Origin of the sequence: Streptomyces humidus (genome assembly GCF_014649655.1) — a bacterium.
Lineage (GTDB): Bacteria > Actinomycetota > Actinomycetes > Streptomycetales > Streptomycetaceae > Streptomyces > Streptomyces humidus.
Map to the genome: position 1 here is coordinate 63,436 of NZ_BMTL01000026.1, position 19,752 is coordinate 83,187.

Sequence of the window (19,752 nt, forward strand, 5' to 3'; positions counted from 1 at the left end):
TTCCCGGGGAAGGACCACGCGATGAGCGACGTCATCACCTCCGCTGTGCACCTGGCCGCGGTGGCCGAAAAGCTCGCCTCGGGCGCGATAGAGGTCGTCGACCTCACCGCGCCCCTGCACGCCGGCACGCCGATCCTGACGCTGCCCGAGTCCATGGGGCAGACCGCCCGTTTCGAGCTGGAGGAGATCAGCCGCTTCGACGACCGGGGTCCGGCCTGGTACTGGAACAACTTCCGTACCGGCGAACACACCGGCACCCACTTCGACGCGCCGAACCACTGGATCAGCGGCAAGGACCTGGACGACGTCTCCCAGGTGCCGGCCCAGCGGCTGGTCGGGCCCGCGGTGGTCATCGACCGGACAGCGGAGGTCGCGGCCGACCCGACCTACCTGCTCGACGTCGGCGACCTGCACGACTGGCAGGACGAGCACGGGCCGCTGCCGGAGGGCGGCTGGCTGCTGTACCGCACCGGCTGGTCCCGGTACGCCGACGACCCGGCGGCCTACGCCAACCTGGGCGAGAACGGCCCGCGGACCCCGGGGCTGACCCCGGCGGCGGCCCGCTACCTGGCCGAGGAGACCGGCATCCTGGGCATGGGCGTGGAGACCGTCGGCACCGACGCGGGCGCGGCGATGGGGTTCGAGCCGCCGTTCCCGTGCCACTCCTTCCTGCTCGGCGCCGGCAAGTACGGGCTGACCCAGCTGCGCGGCCTGGACCGGCTGCCGGTCACCGGCGCGGTACTGATCGCGGCCCCGCTGCCGATCGTCAGCGGCTCCGGCTCCCCGTGCCGTGTCCTCGCGCTGGTGACCCCGGACGAACACTGACCCACACGGCTGCGGTGCCGCGCCTACGGCCACGGTGGTCCGCCTCCGTGGCCGTAGGCGTGTGCCGGACGGGGCTGGACCGGTGCGTGCCGACAAGGCCGGCAATGGCAGGTCAAGGGCGGGCGGGTTCGCTCGGACGGGCTTCGTTATCCGGATACCAACACTCGCATGCCGGATTGTGAGGCGGAACCCTTCCTTCCCATCCTGGGAGACAAGGAAAGGAATCGGGCCGCGGAGAACGGCTCCAGGCCCGCTGGAGGTGCATCGAGATGACCGGAACGCTTGCCCTCGCTGCGAGCACGGCCGTCGCCGCCGGGCCGGCGCGTGATGCGTACGTGTGCCCGGTCCCGCACACCCCCGAGGCCGTGGCCCTGGTCCGGCGCCGGGTGGCCGCCCTCCTGACGGACTGGGAGCTGCCCGCAACGACCTTGGACTCGGTCGTCCTGGTCGTGTCCGAGCTGGCGACGAACGCGGTGGTGCACGCCCTGCCGCCCGCAGAGCTGCGGATCTCGTACGGCCGCCGGCTGCGCGTCGAACTGTGCGACAGCGGCCCCGCCGAGGTGTACGGCCTCGGTCTCCAGGACGACGAGCACGGCCGCGGCTGCGACATCGTGATCGCCCTGGCCACCGAGTGCGGCGCGTACCGCGAAGGTCCGCGCAGTGTCCGGTGGGCCGAGTTCGACGCCCCGGCCGCCCGCCCGCTGCCCTACTGAGTGCCGCGCAGCGTCTGGGAGGGGTGCTCCCCGAACCGCTCGCGGTAGGCGATCGCGAAGCGTCCGGGATGGAAGAAGCCCCAGCGGTAGGCGGCGTCGGTGACCGTCGTGGTGCCCGGCAGCGCGGAGATCAGCTCCGACCTCACCCGGTCGAGGCGGACCTCGCGCAGATACGCCACGGGCGTCGTCCCGAGATGCCGGCGGAAGCCCTCCTGGAGCGCCCGCACGCTCACCCCCACGGCCTCGGCGACGTCCTCAACGGTCAGCGGCTCGGCCGCGTGCCCCTCGATGAGGTCCATGGCCCTGCGGACGGTCGGCGGCGCCACGCGGGGCCGGTCGCCCTGGAGGGCCGCCGTGTAGTTGTGCGGCTGGGTGAGCAGGAGCTGGGTGCTCAGAAGGTGTTCGAGCTGTTTGACGATCAGGGGCTGGTCGAGCATTCCGCCGGTGGTGTCCGCGTCGCGCCGCAGCAGGTCGACGATGTTCAGCCAGGAGCGGGCCCCGGGGGTGGTGAGGTCCATGGCGAGGTCGAAGCGGACCGGCACCCGGGGATGCCGGCCGAGCAGTTTGCCGAGGTGGTCCTCCAAGGCGGACCGGCGTATCCAGACGATCAGTTGGGGACTTCCCGCGTGCCAGCGCATCGCCAGGTGGTCGGTGGGGGACGGCACTGATGCCAGTCGGGGCGTGGAGACGACCTGCTGGCGGCCGCAGGTGATCTCCGCGGATCCCGCGAGCGGCATCTGGACCAGGTAGAAGTCCTCCAGCGCACCCGGCGTGATCAGCACGTCCGCGCCGTAGTCCAGGTAGTACAGGCCGACGTCCCCGAAGGTGACGCCGTGCATCCGCGCGTCAAGCTGTGCCGACCGCTGGACGACCCGCAGGTCGTGCGCGCGGAAGGCGCGCCCCACCTGTGCCCGTGCGACTTCAAGCTCCGAGGTGTGGAACCGCTCGTGGGATCCGAGCGGGATGAGCGGGCTGGGCATCGGGGCCTCCATCGGGGAGCGCGATCTGGACGGGGGGCTGCGTGATGCGGATAGCGGCACTGCCCCGCCAGGCCTAATTTTTCGGCAACTCCCGACGAATACCAGGAGACATCATGAGCGGATTGCCGGTCAAGACCGTACTCGTTACCGGCGGGTCAACGATTATCGGCAGGGCTGTCGTGCGTGCATTCCACGCGGCCGGCGCGAATGTCGTCGTCGCGGATATCGACGAGGACGGCGGCCTCGAATTGATGAAGGAATTCGAGGAGCGTGTTCTTTTCGTGCAGACCGACATCACGGACGATGCTCAGGTCGCCGACTGCGTCGGCCGCGCGGTGTCCGCCTTCGGCCAGCTGGACGTCCTGGTGAACCTGGCCTGCTCCTACGTCGACGACGGCTTCCCCTCCACGCGTGACCAGTGGCTGACGGCCCTGGACGTGAACGTGGCGAGCGCGGCGGTGCTGGCCCGGGCGGTGCATCCGCACCTCGTCGCGCAGGGCGGCGGTGCCGTCGTCAACTTCACGTCCATCTCCAGCAAGGTCGCCCAGCCGGGACGCTGGCTGTACCCGGTGAGCAAGGCGGCCCTGGTCCAGCTGACCCGCAACATGGCGGCGGACCTGGCCGCGGACAACATCCGGGTGAACTCGGTGAGCCTCGGCTGGACCTGGTCCAAGGTGATGGACCAGCTGACCGGTGGCGACCGGGCGAAGACCGACCGGGTGGCCGCCCCCTTCCATCCCCTGGGCCGCGTCGGCGACCCGGAGGAGGTCGCCCGGGTCGTCGTCTTCCTCTGTTCCGACGAGGCGTCGTTCGTCACCGGAGCCGACTGGGCCGTCGACGGCGGCTACTCGGCGATCGGCCCCGAGGGTCTCGTGCCTGCCATCCCCCAGCTCACCGAGTAGCACCCCCCCTTCCTCAGGACCGGAGGTCCACCGCATGCGCAAGATCACCATCATCGGAGCCGGACAGTCAGGCCTGCAGCTCGGCATCGGGCTGCTGGACCACGGCTATGACGTCACCATCGTGTCGAACCGGACCGGTCAGCAGATCCGCGAGGGCCGGGTCATGTCCAGCCAGTGCATGTTCGGCACCTCGCTGGCGCACGAACGCAACCTGGGTCTGGACTTCTGGGACGCGGACTGCCCCCCGGTCGAAGGCATCTCCTTCACCGTGCCGAACGGCGCCGGCGGCAAGGCGTTCTCCTGGGCCTCCCGGCTCGACGCGCCCGCCCGCTCGGTCGACCAGCGGGTGAAGATGCCGGCCTGGCTGGAGGAGTTCGAGCAGCGCGGCGGCAAGGTGGAACTGCGCGAGGCGGGGCTGGCGGACCTGGAGGACTACGCCCGGGAGTCCGACCTGGTGATCGTGGCCGCCGGCAAGGGCGAGATCGCGGGCCTGTTCGAGCGCGACGCCGAGCGGTCGGTCTTCGACGCCCCGCAGCGCGCCCTCGCCCTCACCTACGTCACCGGCATGGCCCCCAGGGGCGAGTACTCCACGGTCAGCTTCAACATGCTGCCCGGCATCGGCGAGTACTTCACCTTCCCAGCCCTGACCACGACCGGGCCCTGCGACATCATGGTCTTCGAGGGCGTTCCCGGCGGCCCGCTCGACTCGTGGAAGGGCATCACCTCGCCCGAGGAGCACCTGGCGCACTCCCTGGAGATCGTCCGCAGCTACCTGCCGTGGGAGGCCGAGCGGCTCGACGGGGTCCGGCTGACCGACCCGAACGGCATCCTCGCCGGCCGCTTCCCGCCCACCGTACGCAAGCCCGTCGGGCAGCTGCCCTCCGGTGCCGTGATCCTCGGCCTGGCCGACGTCGTGGTCCTCAACGACCCCATCACCGGGCAGGGTTCGAACAACGCGAGCAAGTGCGCGGCGTCGTACCTCTCCAGCATCCTGGAGCACGGCGAGCACCCCTTCGACCGGGCGTTCATGCAGGAGACCTTCGAACGGTACTGGGACTACGCGCAGTACGTCGCCACCTGGACCAACGCCCTGCTGGGCGCGCCGCCGGAGCATGTGCTGAAGCTGCTCGGCACGGCCGCCGTCAGCCCCCGTATCGCCCGCCGTTTCACCAACGGCTTCGACGACCCGCGGGACTTCTTCCACTGGTTCATGGACCCGGCCTCGGCCGAGAACTACCTCGCGGCCGTGTCGGCCTGACATCCCCATCAGGAGCAGCTCATGAGGACCATCGCCATCATCGGCGCGGGACAGTCCGGGGCGCAGCTGGCCCTCGGCCTGCTGGACCGGGGCTACGACGTCACGCTGGTCACCGACCGGGGGCCGGACGAGATCCGGCGCGGCCAGGTCATGTCCAGCCAGTGCATGTTCGACACGGCCCTGCGCACCGAGCGCGCGCTCGGCCTGGACGCCTGGCAGGAACAGTGCCCGCAGATCTCCGGCATCTCGCTGTCCCTCGCGGGCGACGGCGACAGCATCGGGTGGACGGCGGCCCTGGACGGCCCGGCCCGGTCCGTCGACCAGCGTGTGAAGTGCGCGGCCTGGCTGGAGCGGTACGAGGACGCCGACGGCAAGCTCGTGGTGCGGGCGGCGACCGTAACCGACCTGGAGGAGTACGCCCGCTCCCACGACCTGGTCGTCGTCGCGACCGGCAAGGGAGAACTCGGCCGGATCTTCCAGCGCGACACCGAACGCTCCCCGTACGACCGGCCGCAGCGGGCGCTGGCCCTCACCTACGTCACCGGGGCGCTCCCCCGGCCCGGTGACGCGGTGGTGGACCTGAGGATCGTCCCGGGCGTCGGCGAGTACTTCACCTTCCCCGCGTTCACAGTCTCCGGCCCCTGCGAGATCATGGTGTTCGAGGGCGTACCGGGCGGCCCGATGGACTGCTGGGACGACGTCCGCACCCCCGACGAGCACCTGGCCCGCTCGCTCGACCTGCTGCAGCGCTTCTTCCCGGACGAGTACGAGCGCTGCCGCTCGGCGGTCCTCACCGACGACGGCGGTGTGCTGCGCGGCCGGCTCACCCCTACGGTACGCAAACCGGTGGCGCAGCTCCCCTCCGGGCGCCAGGTGCTGGGTATGGCGGACGCGGTCGTCCTGTGCGACCCGATCACCGGGCAGGGCTCCAACAACGCGGCCCAGGCGGCCGAGCACTATCTGGACAACATCGTGCGGCACGGGTCCGGGGAGTTCACCGCGGCCTGGATGCAGCGCACCTTCGACGGCTACTGGCGCGGCTGGGCCCAGTGGGCGGTCGCCTGGACCAACTCGCTACTGGCGGGCGTCCAGCCGCACCAACTGCGGCTCCTCACCGAGGCCGCCGAACTCCCGGCCGTCGCGGCCGCGTTGGCGAACGGCTTCGACGATCCCCGGACGCTCTACCCCTGGTGGAGCGAACCCGCGGAGACGGACCGCCTGCTCGCCGAGAAGCGCGCACAGTCGGACAGCGCCTTCGACGTACGGGATCTGCGGCGGGCCCTCGGCCAGTACGCCACCGGGGTCACGGTGGTCACCGCGCGGGCGGCGGACGGCCGCAAGGTGGGCATGACCGCGAACTCCTTCACCTCGGTCTCCCTCGACCCGCCCCTGGTGCTGTGGTGCCCCGGCAAGAACCAGCCGAGCACGCCCGACTTCACGTCGGCCACGCACTTCGCGGTCAACATCCTCGCCGCCGACCAGCACCACCTCTCCCGCCAGTTCGCCACCCCGGCCGACGACAAGTTCGCCGGCGCGCCCACCGGCGAGGGGGTGGGCGGCACTCCGCTCCTGGAGGGGGCTGTCGCCCGGTTCCAGTGCCGGACGCTGCAGTGCCTCGACGCGGGCGACCACCTCGTGATGCTCGGCGAGGTCGAGCGGTACGACGCGCCGGGCGGCGATCCGCTGGTCTTCCACTCCGGCAGCTACCGGCTGGCCGCCAAGCACCCGGACGTGTGAGGCGGACGGAAAGTGCCCCAGGGTTCTCCCGGTCAGCCGCTCCGGTGCGTCGGTCCGTACCCCGCGGCACGGGAGAACCCTGGGGCATCAGACCGGGCGCGCGGCTGCGAGCGCCGTCAGAGGCCGATTTCTCCCGATGTTTCATCCCGGAATCTGATGCTTGATCTGTGGTGTCGGGTCACGCCAGGAGATGGGGGCGCGCAGCAGGGCAAACGCGTCCTGGTTGTCCGCGTTGGTGAAGGCGTGCGAGCAGGATGGATCCCATCTGACGAGGTCGGTTGTAGAGATCGCAGACCCGGCGGAGTGCCTCGCCACCATCAAGCTCAGCCTGCCGACCGTGCGCTCGGACTCGCACGACAGCCGGTAGGCGCCAGTTCCCCGCGTGGCACGCCGTCACGGGCCCATCCGGGCGACAGGGGGTGCCGGTCTTGGCGGCGGGACCGACCGCGAAGGAGCTCGTCCCCAGGCCGACTCGGCACACCCCTGCCCCGAGCCTCACGGGCGGCACACTGAGCGGTCTGGGGTCAGTGGAGGCCGAGGGTGGTGAGTGCGGTGGTCCAGTCGGTGACGATGGCTTGTTGTGCTTGTGCGAGGGTGACTTCGCCGGCGCAGACCGCGGTGTGCAGCTTGGTCTCGACCGGGTCTTTCTTGTTGTTGACCCCGGCGCCCTTCTTGTGGCCGGGGTCTGCGGGTTCGACCCACAAGTTGCGGTAGTCGTTGGGGTCACCGCCGAGTTGCAGGCTGATCAGGTGGTCGTACTCGGCGTCGCCCATGCTGCCGGTGTAGCCGTAGGAGGCGGCGTTGAGCCTCTTCTCCTTGCCGGTCGCATACGCGGAGGGGCGCACACCGGAGGTGTAGCCGCCCTTACGGCAGATCGTCGACTTCACATTGGCCTGCGTGACGGCGGGGGAGATCGCGCCCGGGGTGCACTTCGGGTCCTCCAGCGGCTCCCCCTTCTCGTACCGGTAGTGGCAGCTGCCCGCCGCGTGCTGCTGCTGGACCGTGTAGTGCTTCTGCGGGCCGGCCCCGACCGCGATCGACCGGGCCCCGCCCGCGGCACCCGACGCAGACACCGCCGGCGCCGCAACGCCGGACGGCGACGCCTCCGGCCTGCCGAGTGGGACAGATGAACAGCCCGTCAGGAACAGGCAGGCCAGCAGGGCGAGCCCACCGGCGCGGCTGGTCGAGCGCATGACGACCCCTCACGGGCAGGCGATAGCCGAGCAGATTGAGCAGATGCTGCCCTACCGGCAATCTCGCACACCGGGCGGGGTGCCCGGGAGACTCCGGACAGCCCCGCGTTGCTCAACCCCTGAGCGCCACCGGGTACGCGGCACTTCGATATGCGACGGACGGTACTTCACCTCCACGACGACGTTCTTGACCGCGGCGTAGACCCGGTCGCCATCGGCGTGAGCGTCGTCGTGCCCGCCCGCGCACTCACTCACAACCGAAGGCCCCTGTACGCCAGTCGTCCGCTCCACGTGAGACAGCCGGGAGGGCGCGCTCCAGGAAGTCGAGCCGGGCCTGGCGGGGCAGGGCGCTGTCGAGGGCGGTGCGGATGGAGTCGGCGCTGACCTGGCGAGGGATCTCCAGGCGGCGTTCGGCGACGCCGATGATCTCGCCGATGAGGTGGTGGGCTGTGCGGGGGTGGTGGCGGATGAGCCAGTCGAGCATCTTCGTCACCGGCGTCGTGATTCCGTAGAAGGTAGCCGGCCCGTCGATGGAGCTGTCGAGTTCCTTGCCGTAGGCGAACTCGTCGAGGACGGCATGCAGAACGGTTGCGGCCAAGTCGTGGGCATCGATGATGCTGTCGGTGTCGGCGGCCACGCTCAGGGCGAGTTCGTCGGCGATCTCCTGGACGGCGCTCGCGGTGCGAAAGCGCAAGGCCCAGCGCTTGCGCCAGTCGGGACGCTCCCACAGGGTGCCGAAGAACCGGCGTGCCAGGCGCTGGCGCAGGTCGACCAGGCCGATCGACAGGTCGTTGTCCCCGGAGTCGAGCTTAGCGGCCGCGCTCTCTGGGGAACGGTCGCGTTGTTCTGCCCAGTCCTGGGCCACGGGGCGTGACCAGAGGCTGCGTCCGCCGACGTTGGCTTGGGGCGGGGGCACTTTGCGGTGGCGACCGACGCGAACGCGGTGGGCGACTTCGGCTCCGCCGCCGGTCCCTCTCGGTCGACACGGACGCTGCCCGCGCGCTCGCCCGCACAGTCCTCGACCAGGGGATCGACCTGACCGTGTCGGCCCGGATGACCGTCGACCACGGCTTCGTCCAGCCCTTGGCGGTCCTCTTCGGCGGCATCGGCAAGGTCCCTGTCGTACCGGTCTTCGTCAACGGCGTTGCCACCCCGCTGGGACCGGTCAGCCGCATCCGCGCGCTCGGTGACTCCGCTCATGATCGCCAGGACACTCCCTGGGCTGGTCGGTGGAGCTGGACTGGGCCCGCGTTCCTCAACGGCTCTGCCACGGAGGGCGCGATTCCGCTGTTGGCGCTACGTATCGAACTCCGGGCCTCGACGGGCCGAGTTCACTATCCGATCGAAATCGCCTCATACCCTCGTGTTGGGCGGAACTCGACACGTGGGAGCGGTACGGAGAGGTAAGGTTGATCCGTCAACTGTCGTCGAAGGTGCGTCAGTTCATCGTTCTTGCCGCATTTACGAGAACTGTCACTCCGCACAGCTGTCGGCACAGCTGACTTCCGCGCATCGCTTTTCAGTGCGGATAATTCCCTTCGTTCTCCGCCCCGTTCAGCACACCTCTCCGAAAGCCTCCCGTTCGTGGCCCTCACTGTGCACGAGGACCGGCCTGCCGGTCGACATGCCGCCCTTCCCCCCGGCGGGCTCTTTCGGCGAATTTATGGTCCGCGTGCGGGTGATGCGCTGGCATTCTCCATGTCGACGTACGCGATGCCGCTACTGGTCCTGACGATCACCAATTCCGCCTCATTGACGGGTCTCGCGTTCGCGTTGGAATGGACACCTCGGATCGCGGCGTTCATCCTGGCCGGGAACGTCGTGGACCGTCGCGGCGCAGCCATCGTGGGTTTCCTGTCGTCCCTCGGCCGCGCCACCGTGGTGGCGGGCTCCGCGATCGCCCTGATGATGCTTCCACGGGGCACCACGCAGACGTCGGTCCTTCTGGTGCTGGTGGCCTTGACCGGCATCCTCTCCCAGTTCGGGTTCGTCGCCAACGAGGCTGTCGGAGCGGTCGTCATCCGGCGGAGGGAAGCCCGGCCGCATGGGATGCAGGCGGTCCTGGTCGGCATCGATCAGACAGCCACGGTCATCGGTCCGCTGCTCGCCGGTTTCCTCCTCCTGGCCGGACCGGGATGGATGCTCGGATGTCTGAGCGTGGTGTCCTTGTCCGCTGCCGTGCTCGCGCTTCAGACCCCGCCGACCCCGCTGCGTGCCGCATCCAAGGAGGGGACAGGAGGAGCCGGCGGGCTGCGCACGGGCCTGCGCACACTGGTGAGACTGCCCGCGCTGGGGTGGCTCGTGGCGGGACTGGCCTGCTCGAACCTCGCCCTCGGTCTGCTGCAGTCCGCCAGTCCGGTCATCGTCGTGGAGACCTTCGGCCGCTCGCCCGCCAGCGTCGGCACCATGTGGTCCGCCGCCGCGGTGGCGACTCTGCTGGCGATCACGTGCTGCCGACTGGTACTGAGCCGGTTCGACCTGTGGGCGGTGGGGGCCGCATCCGCGATACTCGCCTCAGTGGCCTGTCTGGGCGTACCGCAGGCGTCGTCCTTCCTCTCCTACACGATCCTGGTCGCGCTCTTCATGGCGGGTGACGGCGGCCTCACCGTCGTATTGCGCACCGTGCGCTCGATGGTCATCCCGTCGACGGCGCTCGGGGCTACGCTTTCGCTGACCATGCTCATCCTGCTGCTGCCCTTCCCCGCCGCCGGCATCCTCGTTGCGCTCATTCCGGCTGCGCATCTGGGCAGAGCGGTGCTGGGCTGCGCCGTCGTCCAGGCTGTCGCCCTGGCCGTCACCTTCATCAGGCTCCGCCGTGAGCCGGCCCTGCGCATGGTCGCCGAGCGGAGGTGAACGCCTCCCACGGCAGCCGCGTGTGGGTTTCCGGGGCCGGAGACGCTGCCTCACACCCGCTCCCAAGTGCCGTAGCCGGTAGGACTCCGTCAGGTCTGTCTGGCGCTCGGGTTCTGACTGGTGGTGGATGTTCCGGGCGGTGGCTGGTGACAGGTGGGGCAGGTGCCGGTCCAGCAGTTCACCAGGTTCTGGATGGTGTCGAGGATCTGGTAGAGGGTGAGTCCGGTGTATCGGCTTGGGGCCAGGCGCTGCTCGGTGAGGAATGCGTGGGCGGCGGTGACCAGGGTGACGTGGTGATGCCATCCGACCCAGGAGCGGCCCTCGAAGTGGTCCAGACCGCGTGTTGAGGTGTCAGGTCCCGGCCTGTTCCCCGAAGGCCGCGCCGACCTCATCGTCTGCAACCCGCCCTGGCTCCCCGCCCGTCCGACCGGCCCCGTCGAACAAGGCGTCCACGATCCGGACAGCACCATGCTTCACAGCTTCCTTGCCGGTCTGTCCGCCCGCCTCCGACCGGGCGGCGAGGGACGGTTCGTCCTGTCCGACCTGGCAGAGCACCTCAGCCTCCGGACACGTCAGCAGCTGCTCGACGCCATCCAAGCAGCACAGCTTCGCGTCGTGGAAAAGATCGATACCAAGCCCCGGCACCCACGCTCCAAGGGCGCCGCCGACCCACTCCACACAGCACGAAGCGCCGAGACCACGTCCCTCTGGCGTCTGATCCCGGCACCATGACCGACACCCGGACCACGCAACAGCATCGCGCCTCCCGGTTCACCAGGTGAGCACATCCCGTGGGTGGCTTCGCCGCACTCACGGGATGACCAGCCGGAGGTGATGGGGCTCGTCGAATATCCTCACCTTGTGCTCGGGGGTCCCCGGACTTGCTCACCCTGGTTCCCCGCTGCTGCCGGTGCGGTCAACTGGCGGTGACGGTGGGGCGGGGGGACTCATCGACATGGAGGGTGAAGACGTCGGGGCGGGCGTAGTGGCCGGTGGTGTCAAGGTCGAAGCGGGCGCGGGTGAGGTCGTCGAGGTCCAGTTCCGCGGTCAGGATTCCCTCGCCGTCACGCAGCGGCCCGGCCAGGACCTCGCCGAGCGGGGAGACGATGACAGAGCCGCCACCGATCAGGACGGTGTCCCGTCCGTCGCCCTGGACTGGGTGGAGATCCGCCGGCAGAGCGTCGCGCCGCAGGTACTGGTTGGCGCTGAGGACGAAACAGCGGCCTTCCAGGGCGATGTGCCGCATGGTGGCCTGCCAGGCGTCGCGGTCGTCGACGGTCGGCGCGCACCACAGATCCACGCCCTTGGCATACATCGCGGTGCGCAGCAGCGGCATGTAGTTCTCCCAGCAGATCGCCGCGCCGATACGGGCGGTGCCGGTGTCGATGACGGGGAGAGTGGATCCGTCGCCCTGCCCCCACAGGTAACGCTCGGCGGCGGTGGGCATCAGCTTGCGGTGCAGGCCCAGGTAGCCGTCGGGGCCGAAGAAGAGCGCGACGCAGTACAGGGTGCCGCCCTGGCGTTCGACCGCGCCGACCACGGCGTGGCATCCGAGCTCCCGGGTGAGCACGGCCAGTGTTTCGGTCTCCGGGCCGGGGACCTCGATGGCGGCTGCGTGGTAGCGGCGGAAGAGATCACGGCCGTCCGGTGTGCGGCTGCCGACCGTGACGCCGAAGTCCAGTCCTTTCGGGTAGCCCCCGAGGAACGCCTCGGGAAGGACGACGACTTCGGCGCCCCGGAGGGCGGCCTCGCGGATGAGTTCTTCGGCCCGGGCCATTGCGGCCGCAGTGTCGAACAACGGAGCGGCCGCTTGGGCGACGGCGACGGTCACGGTGCGGCGGGACTCATGAGGAGAGGCAGAAGTCATGCCGTCGACGGTAGGAACCCCGCACACCATCTGGCAAACCAATCTTTGCGATGATCGACATTTATGAAACCGAATTCAGGAAGGCCGACCTCAACCTGCTGATCGTCTTCGCCGCCCTGATGCGCGAGCGCAGTGTCACCCGCGCGGCCGCCGCGCTGCACCTGAGCCAGGGCGCCACCAGCGCCGCCCTCGGCCGACTGCGCGGACTCTTCGGCGACGAGTTGTTCACCCGCACTCGCAGCGGCATCGTGCCCACACCGCGCGCCATCGAACTCGCCCGCCGCATCGAGCCGGCCCTCGGGCTGATCCACGGTGCGGTGACCGACCGGGACCGATTCGACGCGGCCACCGCCCAGCGCACCTTCACTCTGGGCATGTCCGATGATCTGGAAGCGGCGCTGCTGCCCCGCCTGCTGGCCGCCACCGCGGGGCTGCCGGGCATCCGGCTCGCCGTACGGCAGGCCAGCCGCAACACCGTCGCCGACATGATCGACCGCGGTGAGGTCGATCTCGGGGCGGCCGCGGCCCCCGCGCACGGTGCCGACCACCGCAGCCGTGAGCTGTTGGCACGCCGGCGCTCCTCCCACGGCCCGAGTTCGGCACCACAGGCGCGGACGAAGGCCAGCAGCACCGGCAGGCTGGGCAGGTGACGGCCGGCCGCGGCGGCCGACAGCGTCGAGGAGGAGAAGCCTGTCAGTCGTGCCGACTCCGGGTACGTCGGCCGGCCCGCCTCGACCCGTAACTCCCGCAGCGCCCCGGCCAGAGCCACCAGCGGACCGCGGTCGTCGTCCAGCGGTCGTTCCCCGCGTGGCATCCCGATGCTCCCCTCGGACTCCGGCCGTGTCACCGTCGGCATCGCAGCGTCGCACGTGCCGATACCAGGTTGGTCAGTACCGCAACGGTGTTTGTGCGGCCACCGCACGATGTTCAGGAGTGCACGCCACCCCCGCTGATCGCGCTACGGCCGTACCTGTACCCCTCCGGGTCCGCGACAAGGTCGCGAAACCGGACCGGGGCATCAGGAGCGATCGAAGAGAGTGACCACGCTCTGCGGTGCTTCCCGGTCGAAGAAGATCTCCAGGTTCCCCGCCGAGCGGCCCCCGGCGTCGCCACTGCGCAGGAACAGCCGCTCTTCGCAGGCGGTGAGTGCGACCCCGGTGCCGAGTCGCTCAACCAGCTTGCTCGCGGACCGCCGGTACGGCGGTGGCGCCGCCCGGAGAGGTACTGATCAGCCGCGCGCCGCCGGAGCGTGGCGGGCGGCTGGGGCCGGGCATGACGGCCTGGCCTTGACGCCCTCCCCTGCCCGAGGGCAGGAGATTCCGGTCCGTACCGCTACGCGGTACCACCTCGGGTTCCTGTTTCACGGGCCACTGCCGACCGGTGAGGATCGGTCTTACACGGCCTCCGCAGGCCTGACATCCCGCCCGTCCGGCGGTAGATCCGACAACTACGTCGTCGGACAAGGCGATCCTGCCATGAATCTGCGGCCCTCCGGGCCGCCAGGGGCAGGATGCCCTACACCTCCGCCCTGAAGGGTGGAGCACTGGGCAAGAGTTCGGTAGCAGGAAGTTCGGCCGGTGTCCTCACTCCCCGCCGACGGACCCGGGCGAGACCTTGCTGTTCGCCGCCGGGGGGAGGACGACCTGTGGCTGGCCCGCCACCGGGGGCGGTGGAGTGGTGTCCTGGGCCGGGAGGCCGGGCGGGTTGGCCGACTGGGAGAGGGCCTTGTCGAAGTCGACCAGGCCGGTCTTCTCCACGATCGTGATGTGGTCCATGAGGGTGTCGTTGGTCTTGTCGGCCAGGGCACGGATCAGCGAGTTCTTCGTGGTGGTGCGGACGCTCGCGATCGTGGAGAGGATCTGGCCCTGTGTCGCGCGCAGGATGGTGGCCATGTCGGCGTCGAACTGCTTGCCGGTGTCGGCGTTCAATTGGGCGACGAAGCCCTGCTGTTGCGGCGAGGGCTGGTTGGGCAGCGTGATGCCCAACTCGCCGGCGACGCCGCGGCAGGCGGCATCCAGCGAGCCGTGCCCGGCGATCAGGTGCTCCCCGGCGGTCTTGACCGCCTTGGTCGTGCCCTTCTGTACCGCCATCTGACCGACGGGGTACTCCCACAGCCCGGCCGCCCGCACCTCGACCACGAAGTCCCGGTCGGCTTCCGTCAACGGCCCGGTCGCCGGGCGGGCGATGACCCGGTCGGGTGCGCTGCTGACCTTCTGGACCCCGAGCATGGAGGGGTAGAGGAGTGAGCCGAGAGTGAAGGCGATCCCACCGCCGAGGAAGAGAGTTCCCGCGACCTTCCGTGAAACGAGCACCGTGTCTCCTGATCCGAATCGGATCCCGCACGCGCAGGAGTACGGATACGGACCTCAGAAAATTCTCTCGGATTCGCAATGGGTTCGTAAAATCGACCGGCCGGTCTTCTCAGGACAGCCCGCAGCGGGTGAATACGCCGGTGTGTGCCATGCGCACGTGCTCTCGCACCGTTGCGGCATGTGTCGTTCGAGAGCCCAGCTCACCGGCACGGACCCCTCGTGGTCGAAGTTTCTGGTCCGCCTGTGGACAGCAGCGCGCGACCCGGGCGTCGCCCTCCGTCGAAGCCGAACTGCCTGCGGCGCGAAGAAGGGCCGTTCGGTCCCGACTGCAGGCTGAAACATGGGCCGTTCGCCCCTATCGCGACGGGGTGCCCTTGCGACGATCATGTGGCGGCGGCCGGGAAGGGCCACATCCATTCCCGCACACATGGCGCTTCCCGGCTCGTCAGCGACGTCAGCAGATGCGGAGGGTCCTCCCTCTCACCGTTCTCCCTGCATGGCGTCAGTATTTCCGGATTTCCGGATTTAAGGATTTCCAGCTTCTTTCAGGTCATCGGTCTCGCGGTCGCCAGGCTCGCCGGCTCGGAAGGCGCGGTGTTCATGGCCGAGGAGGGGAAGGGTCCTCGGCGCTCCGTACGTGCGGAGTGGTCCTGAACGCGTCCGGCGACGCCTCCCCTGACTCGGCAGGCAGGCAGGCAGGCAGGCAGGCAGGCAGGCAGGCAGGCAGGCAGGCCCAGAACGGTCTGATCGACGACGAGTTGCGCGGGTGAGGATCAGCTGACGCGTCCGAGTCGACCGTGTGAGATCAGCTCGTCGACCCGGCTGTGGCGGCGGCCTCTTCGGAGGCGTCCGGGCCTTTCCCGCCCGTAACGGGTCCGGCGCGACGTCGGCGCCGTGATCCGAGGCCGGGACCGGCAGGACGCCGGGTCCGGTCTCTCGTCGTCCCCTGTACCCGCTCTTCGCCCGCGGCCGGCTCCATCATGCGTGAACGCGACGACGTGCGGGCGGTGCACCGGCCCCTGGCCTCGCTCCCCCGTTCTGTCGTCGAGGCCTCAGCCGGTGCCCTCCGGCGCTCAGCACTCGATGACGTTGACGGCGAGGCCGCCGCGGGCGGTCTCCTTGTACTTGACCTTCATGTCGGCGCCGGTCTCTTTCATGGTCTTGATCACCTTGTCGAGGGAGACATGGTGGCGGCCGTCGCCGCGCAGGGCCATACGGGCGGCCGTGACGGCCTTCACCGCGGCCATGCCGTTGCGTTCGATGCAGGGAATCTGGACGAGGCCGCCCACGGGGTCGCAGGTGAGGCCGAGGTTGTGCTCCATGCCGATCTCGGCCGCGTTCTCGACCTGCGCGGGGCTGCCGCCCATGACCTCGGCGAGGCCCCCGGCGGCCATGGAGCAGGCGGAACCGACCTCGCCCTGGCATCCGACCTCGGCGCCGGAGATGGAGGCGTTCTCCTTGAAGAGCAGACCGATGGCGCCGGCGGCGAGCAGGAAGCGGACGATGCCGTCGTCGTCGGCGCCCGGGACGAACTCGATGAAGTAGCGCAGGACCGCGGGGATGATGCCGGCCGCGCCGTTCGTGGGGGCCGTCACCACCCGGCCACCGGCCGCGTTCTCCTCGTTGACCGCCATCGCGTACAGCGTGATCCACTCCATGGCGCGGGCCTGCGGGTCGCCCTCGCTGCGCAGCGCGCGGGCGGCCGCCGCGGCCCGGCGGCGGACCTTCAGGCCGCCGGGGAGGATGCCCTCGCGGCCGAGCCCCCGGGAGATGCAGGCGTCCATGACGCGCCAGATCTCCAGCAGGCCCGCGCGGATCTCCGCCTCGGTGCGCCAGGCCCTCTCGTTCTCCAGCATCAGCGCGGAGACCGACAGGCCGGTCTCCCGGGCGAGCCGCAGCAGTTCGTCCCCGGTGCTGAACGGATGGGGCAGCACGGTGTCGTCGAGCTTGATGCGGTCCGCGCCGGCGGCCTCCTCGTCGACGACGAAGCCGCCGCCCACGGAGTAGTACGTCTTCTCCAGCAGGGGGACGCCGTCGGCGTCGTACGCGAAGAGGATCATGCCGTTGGCGTGGTACGGCAGTGACCGTCTGCGGTGCAGGACCAGGTCGGCCGAGGCGTCGAAGCCGATCTCGTGGGCGGGACCGATCTCCTCGCCGAGCAGACGGATGCGTCCGGTGGCGCGGATCCGCTCGACGTCCAGGTCGGCCCGGGCCACGTCGACCGTGTGCGGCTCCTTGCCCTCCAGGCCGAGCAGCACCGCCTTGGGGGTGCCGTGGCCGTGTCCGGTGGCGCCGAGGGAACCGAACAACTCCGCCCGAACGGCGGCGGTCCGGGCCAGTGTCCCGTCCTGCTTCAGCCGCCTGACGAACATCCCGGCGGCGCGCATCGGGCCCACGGTGTGCGAGCTGGACGGGCCGATGCCTGTGGAGAAGAGGTCGAAGACGCTGATTGCCACGCCACGCTCCGTGGAGTCGGCGGGGGTGTGCCGGCCGGTGACGGAACGCCCCCTGCGAGGGGTCGTCGGTCGGTGACGGCACGCCCTCCGGGAGGGTCGGTCACAGGCAGGGGTAGAGCGGGTGCTTGTCGGCCAGTGCCGTGACCCGGGCCTTGAGGGCTTCGGCTTCGTACGAGGGCTTCAGCGCCTCGGAGATGACGTCGGCGACCTCGGTGAAGTCCTCGGCGGTGAAGCCGCGGGTGGCCAGGGCCGGCGTGCCGATGCGCAGGCCCGAGGTCACCATCGGCGGACGCGGGTCGTTCGGGACGGCGTTGCGGTTGACGGTGATGCCGACCTCGTGGAGGCGGTCCTCGGCCTGCTGTCCGTCCAGTTCGGAGTCGCGCAGGTCGACCAGGATCAGGTGCACGTCCGTGCCGCCGGACAGCACGTCGATGCCCGCCGCACGGGCGTCGGGCGCCGTCAGCCGCTCGGCGAGGATCTTCGCGCCCTCGACGGTGCGCCGCTGGCGCTCCCTGAACTCCTCGCTCGCCGCGACCTTGAAGGAGACCGCCTTGGCCGCGATGACATGCTCCAGCGGACCGCCCTGAAAGCCGGGGAACACCGACGAGTTGAGCTTCTTCGCGAAGTCCTTGCCCCGGGCGAGGATGATGCCGCCGCGGGGGCCGCCCAGGGTCTTGTGAGTGGTGGAGGTGACCACGTCCGCGTACTCGACCGGGTTCGGGTGCAGTCCGGCCGCGACCAGCCCGGCGAAGTGGGCCATGTCCACCCACAGGTACGCGCCGGTCTCGTCGGCGATCCGGCGGAAGGCGGCGAAGTCGAGGTGACGCGGGTAGGCGGACCAGCCCGCGATGATCACTTTCGGGCGGTGCTCCTTGGCGAGCCGCTCGACCTCGTCCATGTCGACCAGACCGGAGTCGTCGACGTGGTAAGGGACGACGCCGAACTGCTTGCCGGAGAAGTTGATACGCATGCCGTGGGTGAGGTGGCCGCCGTGAGCCAGGTCCAGGCCGAGGATGGTGTCCCCCGGCTGGGCGAGGGCGAACAGCGCCGCCTGGTTCGCGGACGCGCCCGAGTGCGGCTGGACGTTGGCGTACTCGGCGCCGAAGAGGTCCTTGAGGCGGTCGATGGCGATCTGTTCGATGACGTCGACGTGCTCGCAGCCGCCGTAGTAGCGACGGCCCGGGTAGCCCTCGGCGTACTTGTTGGTCAGGACCGTGCCCTGGGCCTCCATGACCGCCACCGGAGCGAAGTTCTCCGAAGCGATCATCTCCAGGGTGGACTGCTGGCGGTTCAGCTCGGCGTCGACGGCGGCGGCGACCTCGGGGTCGAGGTCGTGCAGGGACTGGTTGAGCAGGGTCATCAGCGGTCTCCTGTGCGGGTTGCGGAGGGAGGAGAAGAAGCGGGACGCTCCCGAGCGGGCGCTCAGGACACGGTGGCCGCGGCGGCGGGGACGAGCGTGCGGGTGACCGGAGCGGCAGGCGGACGGGGGTGCGAGGGGCGGGGACGGGTCAGCGTGCGGGTCCGACGTCGAGCTTGTTCTGGAGCCAGGTGTGGAACTCGCCGATGTGGTGCTCGCTGGGCACCAGCACGCCGCCCCCGGCGTACAGCCGGGAGCTCATGCCGGGCTGGGTGCGCTCACAGGCCTCGAAGTCCTGACGGTTGACCCGGTCGAACAGCTCCACGGACCGGCTGACGTCCTTGCCGCTCTCCACGACGTGCGGCAGATACAGCCAGTCACACTCGACGACCGTACGGTCGGCCGCCATCGGATACATCCGGTGGAAGATCACATGATCGGGCACCAGGTTGACGAACACCTGCGGCTTCACCGTGATCGCGTAATAACGGCGGTCCTGCTCCTCCGCCACCCCCGGAATCCGGTCCAGACCCTCCGAACCGTCGACCGTGAACCCCCGCACCTCCTCACCGAACTCCGCCCCGTGACCCACGTAGTACTGAGCGGCATACCCGTCCGCGAACTCCGGCAGCACCTCGGTCAGCTCAGGATGGATCGTCGCACAGTGATAACACTCCATGAAGTTCTCGACGATGAGCTTCCAGTTCGCCCTCACGTCGTACGTGATCCGCCGCCCGACCGACAGACCGCCGACGCCGTACCGCTCGATCGACTCGACGTCACCCAGGCGCTCCACGACCGCGCCCTGCACCTCCTCCTCGAACGACGGCGGCTCGTCGGCCAGACACACCCACACATAACCGAGCCACTCCCGCACATGAACGCCGGCCAGACCGTACGCGGTCCGGTCGACGTCCGGCATCGACGTCAGGTTCGGCGCAGCGACCAGCCTGCCGTCCAGACCGTACGTCCAAGCGTGGTACGGACACTGGAAAGCCCGCTTGACCTCACCGGACTCCTCCGTGCAGAGCCTGGCCCCACGGTGCCGGCAGACGTTGAAGAACGCACGCACCGAACCGTCCCGGGCCCGGGTCACAAGGACACTCTCCCGCCCGACCTGAAACGTGCGGAAAGCACCCGGCTTCGCCAGATCGGAACCACGGGCCACACAGAACCACATGGCCTCGAAGACCCGTTCCTGCTCCTGGGCGAAGACGGCGGGGTCCGTGTAGTACTCGCCGGACAGCGTGGGGATCAGGCTGGGCGGCAGATTCGTGAGGGTCATCGGGTCACCTTCGG

Annotated in this window: 16 protein-coding genes and 3 pseudogenes; 9 read left to right on the forward strand and 10 right to left on the reverse strand. The window is 69.8% G+C overall.

Features of this window, described 5'->3' with window-relative positions; genetic code table 11:
* Positions 1-21 precede the first annotated feature (21 nt).
* Together IE239_RS27900 and IE239_RS27905 are read left to right on the forward strand one after the other, a co-directional pair.
* A complete protein-coding gene (locus IE239_RS27900) occupies positions 22-825 on the forward strand; it encodes a cyclase family protein (RefSeq protein WP_190152167.1) in 804 nt (267 codons plus the stop codon).
* Positions 826-1,094: 269 nt separating this feature from the next.
* Positions 1,095-1,538, forward strand: a complete 444-nt coding sequence (locus tag IE239_RS27905) for an ATP-binding protein (protein WP_190152168.1) — start codon at positions 1,095-1,097, stop codon at positions 1,536-1,538.
* Here the strand turns inward: IE239_RS27905 and IE239_RS27910 are convergent.
* A complete protein-coding gene (locus IE239_RS27910) occupies positions 1,532-2,518 on the reverse strand; it encodes an AraC family transcriptional regulator (protein ID WP_190152169.1) in 987 nt (328 codons plus the stop codon). The two genes, IE239_RS27905 and IE239_RS27910, sit on opposite strands and share 7 nt — an antisense overlap.
* Positions 2,519-2,631: 113 nt before the next feature.
* On the opposite strand from IE239_RS27910, the gene IE239_RS27915 reads away from it, so the two are divergent.
* From IE239_RS27915 to IE239_RS27925, 3 genes are read left to right on the forward strand one after another with little or no spacing between them, the layout of a single operon-like run.
* Positions 2,632-3,420, forward strand: coding sequence for an SDR family oxidoreductase (locus IE239_RS27915; protein ID WP_190152170.1), 789 nt, complete (start codon positions 2,632-2,634; stop codon positions 3,418-3,420).
* Between the two features lie 34 nt (positions 3,421-3,454).
* Complete coding sequence (locus IE239_RS27920) at positions 3,455-4,678, forward strand: styrene monooxygenase/indole monooxygenase family protein (protein ID WP_190152171.1); 1,224 nt, start codon at positions 3,455-3,457, stop codon at positions 4,676-4,678.
* A gap of 21 nt (positions 4,679-4,699) precedes the next feature.
* Complete coding sequence (locus tag IE239_RS27925; protein ID WP_190152172.1) at positions 4,700-6,415, forward strand: styrene monooxygenase/indole monooxygenase family protein; 1,716 nt, start codon at positions 4,700-4,702, stop codon at positions 6,413-6,415.
* A gap of 524 nt (positions 6,416-6,939) precedes the next feature.
* On the opposite strand, the gene IE239_RS27930 is transcribed toward IE239_RS27925, so the two are convergent.
* Together IE239_RS27930 and IE239_RS27935 are read right to left on the reverse strand one after the other, a co-directional pair.
* Positions 6,940-7,608 carry a hypothetical protein gene (locus IE239_RS27930; RefSeq protein ID WP_190152173.1) on the reverse strand — a complete coding sequence of 223 codons (669 nt, stop codon included), beginning with the start codon at positions 7,606-7,608 and terminating at the stop codon, positions 6,940-6,942.
* A 247-nt stretch (positions 7,609-7,855) separates the two neighbouring features.
* Positions 7,856-8,473 (reverse strand): hypothetical protein, encoded by a 618-nt coding sequence (locus tag IE239_RS27935; RefSeq protein ID WP_190152174.1) that lies wholly within the window; start codon positions 8,471-8,473, stop codon positions 7,856-7,858.
* Positions 8,474-8,478: 5 nt separating this feature from the next.
* Between IE239_RS27935 and IE239_RS42425 the strand changes: the two genes are divergently transcribed.
* Both IE239_RS42425 and IE239_RS27945 read left to right on the forward strand, forming a co-directional pair.
* Positions 8,479-9,015 (forward strand): DODA-type extradiol aromatic ring-opening family dioxygenase, encoded by a 537-nt coding sequence (locus IE239_RS42425; protein WP_229878353.1) that lies wholly within the window; start codon positions 8,479-8,481, stop codon positions 9,013-9,015.
* Positions 9,016-9,192: 177 nt separating this feature from the next.
* A complete protein-coding gene (locus tag IE239_RS27945; RefSeq protein WP_190152175.1) occupies positions 9,193-10,461 on the forward strand; it encodes an MFS transporter in 1,269 nt (422 codons plus the stop codon).
* Between the two features lie 178 nt (positions 10,462-10,639).
* On the opposite strand, the pseudogene IE239_RS27950 reads toward IE239_RS27945, so the two are convergent.
* A pseudogene (locus tag IE239_RS27950) lies at positions 10,640-10,799 on the reverse strand (IS701 family transposase); the annotation flags it as partial.
* A gap of 1 nt (position 10,800) precedes the next feature.
* Here IE239_RS27950 and IE239_RS42430 point away from each other — a divergent pair.
* Positions 10,801-11,193, forward strand: a pseudogene (locus IE239_RS42430) (methyltransferase); the annotation flags it as partial.
* A gap of 184 nt (positions 11,194-11,377) precedes the next feature.
* Here the strand turns inward: IE239_RS42430 and IE239_RS27955 are convergent.
* Positions 11,378-12,328, reverse strand: a complete 951-nt coding sequence (locus tag IE239_RS27955) for a nitrilase-related carbon-nitrogen hydrolase (RefSeq protein WP_190152176.1) — start codon at positions 12,326-12,328, stop codon at positions 11,378-11,380.
* A 50-nt stretch (positions 12,329-12,378) separates the two neighbouring features.
* Here IE239_RS27955 and IE239_RS27960 point away from each other — a divergent pair, with 50 nt between their 5' ends.
* Positions 12,379-12,978 (forward strand): LysR family transcriptional regulator, encoded by a 600-nt coding sequence (locus tag IE239_RS27960; protein WP_190152177.1) that lies wholly within the window; start codon positions 12,379-12,381, stop codon positions 12,976-12,978.
* A 5-nt stretch (positions 12,979-12,983) separates the two neighbouring features.
* On the opposite strand, the pseudogene IE239_RS27965 reads toward IE239_RS27960, so the two are convergent.
* From IE239_RS27965 to IE239_RS27985, 5 genes and pseudogenes are all read right to left on the reverse strand, one after another.
* Positions 12,984-13,184 (reverse strand): annotated as a pseudogene (locus IE239_RS27965) (hypothetical protein); the annotation flags it as partial.
* Between the two features lie 727 nt (positions 13,185-13,911).
* Positions 13,912-14,556 (reverse strand): DUF4142 domain-containing protein, encoded by a 645-nt coding sequence (locus tag IE239_RS27970; protein ID WP_190152240.1) that lies wholly within the window; start codon positions 14,554-14,556, stop codon positions 13,912-13,914.
* 1,157 nt (positions 14,557-15,713) lie between these two features.
* Entirely contained in the window at positions 15,714-17,096 is a 1,383-nt protein-coding gene (locus IE239_RS27975) for an L-serine ammonia-lyase (RefSeq protein WP_190152178.1), read from the reverse strand.
* A 100-nt stretch (positions 17,097-17,196) separates the two neighbouring features.
* On the reverse strand, positions 17,197-18,456 hold the full coding sequence (gene glyA, locus IE239_RS27980; RefSeq protein ID WP_190152179.1) for a serine hydroxymethyltransferase: 1,260 nt from the start codon (positions 18,454-18,456) through the stop codon (positions 17,197-17,199).
* 148 nt (positions 18,457-18,604) lie between these two features.
* On the reverse strand, positions 18,605-19,738 hold the full coding sequence (locus IE239_RS27985; protein WP_190152180.1) for an aromatic ring-hydroxylating oxygenase subunit alpha: 1,134 nt from the start codon (positions 19,736-19,738) through the stop codon (positions 18,605-18,607).
* Positions 19,739-19,752 lie beyond the last annotated feature (14 nt).

Bases quoted from the DNA above. Each gene is read 5' to 3' on its own strand.
- IE239_RS27900 (WP_190152167.1), top strand. From the start codon at position 22: ATGAGCGACGTCATCACCTCCGCTGTGCACCTGGCCGCGGTGGCCGAA.
- IE239_RS27905 (WP_190152168.1), top strand. From the start codon at position 1,095: ATGACCGGAACGCTTGCCCTCGCTGCGAGCACGGCCGTCGCCGCCGGG.
- IE239_RS27910 (WP_190152169.1), bottom strand. From the start codon at position 2,518: ATGCCCAGCCCGCTCATCCCGCTCGGATCCCACGAGCGGTTCCACACC.
- IE239_RS27915 (WP_190152170.1), top strand. From the start codon at position 2,632: ATGAGCGGATTGCCGGTCAAGACCGTACTCGTTACCGGCGGGTCAACG.
- IE239_RS27920 (WP_190152171.1), top strand. From the start codon at position 3,455: ATGCGCAAGATCACCATCATCGGAGCCGGACAGTCAGGCCTGCAGCTC.
- IE239_RS27925 (WP_190152172.1), top strand. From the start codon at position 4,700: ATGAGGACCATCGCCATCATCGGCGCGGGACAGTCCGGGGCGCAGCTG.
- IE239_RS27930 (WP_190152173.1), bottom strand. From the start codon at position 7,608: ATGCGCTCGACCAGCCGCGCCGGTGGGCTCGCCCTGCTGGCCTGCCTG.
- IE239_RS27955 (WP_190152176.1), bottom strand. From the start codon at position 12,328: ATGACTTCTGCCTCTCCTCATGAGTCCCGCCGCACCGTGACCGTCGCC.
- IE239_RS27960 (WP_190152177.1), top strand. From the start codon at position 12,379: ATGATCGACATTTATGAAACCGAATTCAGGAAGGCCGACCTCAACCTG.
- IE239_RS27970 (WP_190152240.1), bottom strand. From the start codon at position 14,556: ATGCTCGGGGTCCAGAAGGTCAGCAGCGCACCCGACCGGGTCATCGCC.
- glyA (WP_190152179.1), bottom strand. From the start codon at position 18,456: ATGACCCTGCTCAACCAGTCCCTGCACGACCTCGACCCCGAGGTCGCC.
- IE239_RS27985 (WP_190152180.1), bottom strand. From the start codon at position 19,738: ATGACCCTCACGAATCTGCCGCCCAGCCTGATCCCCACGCTGTCCGGC.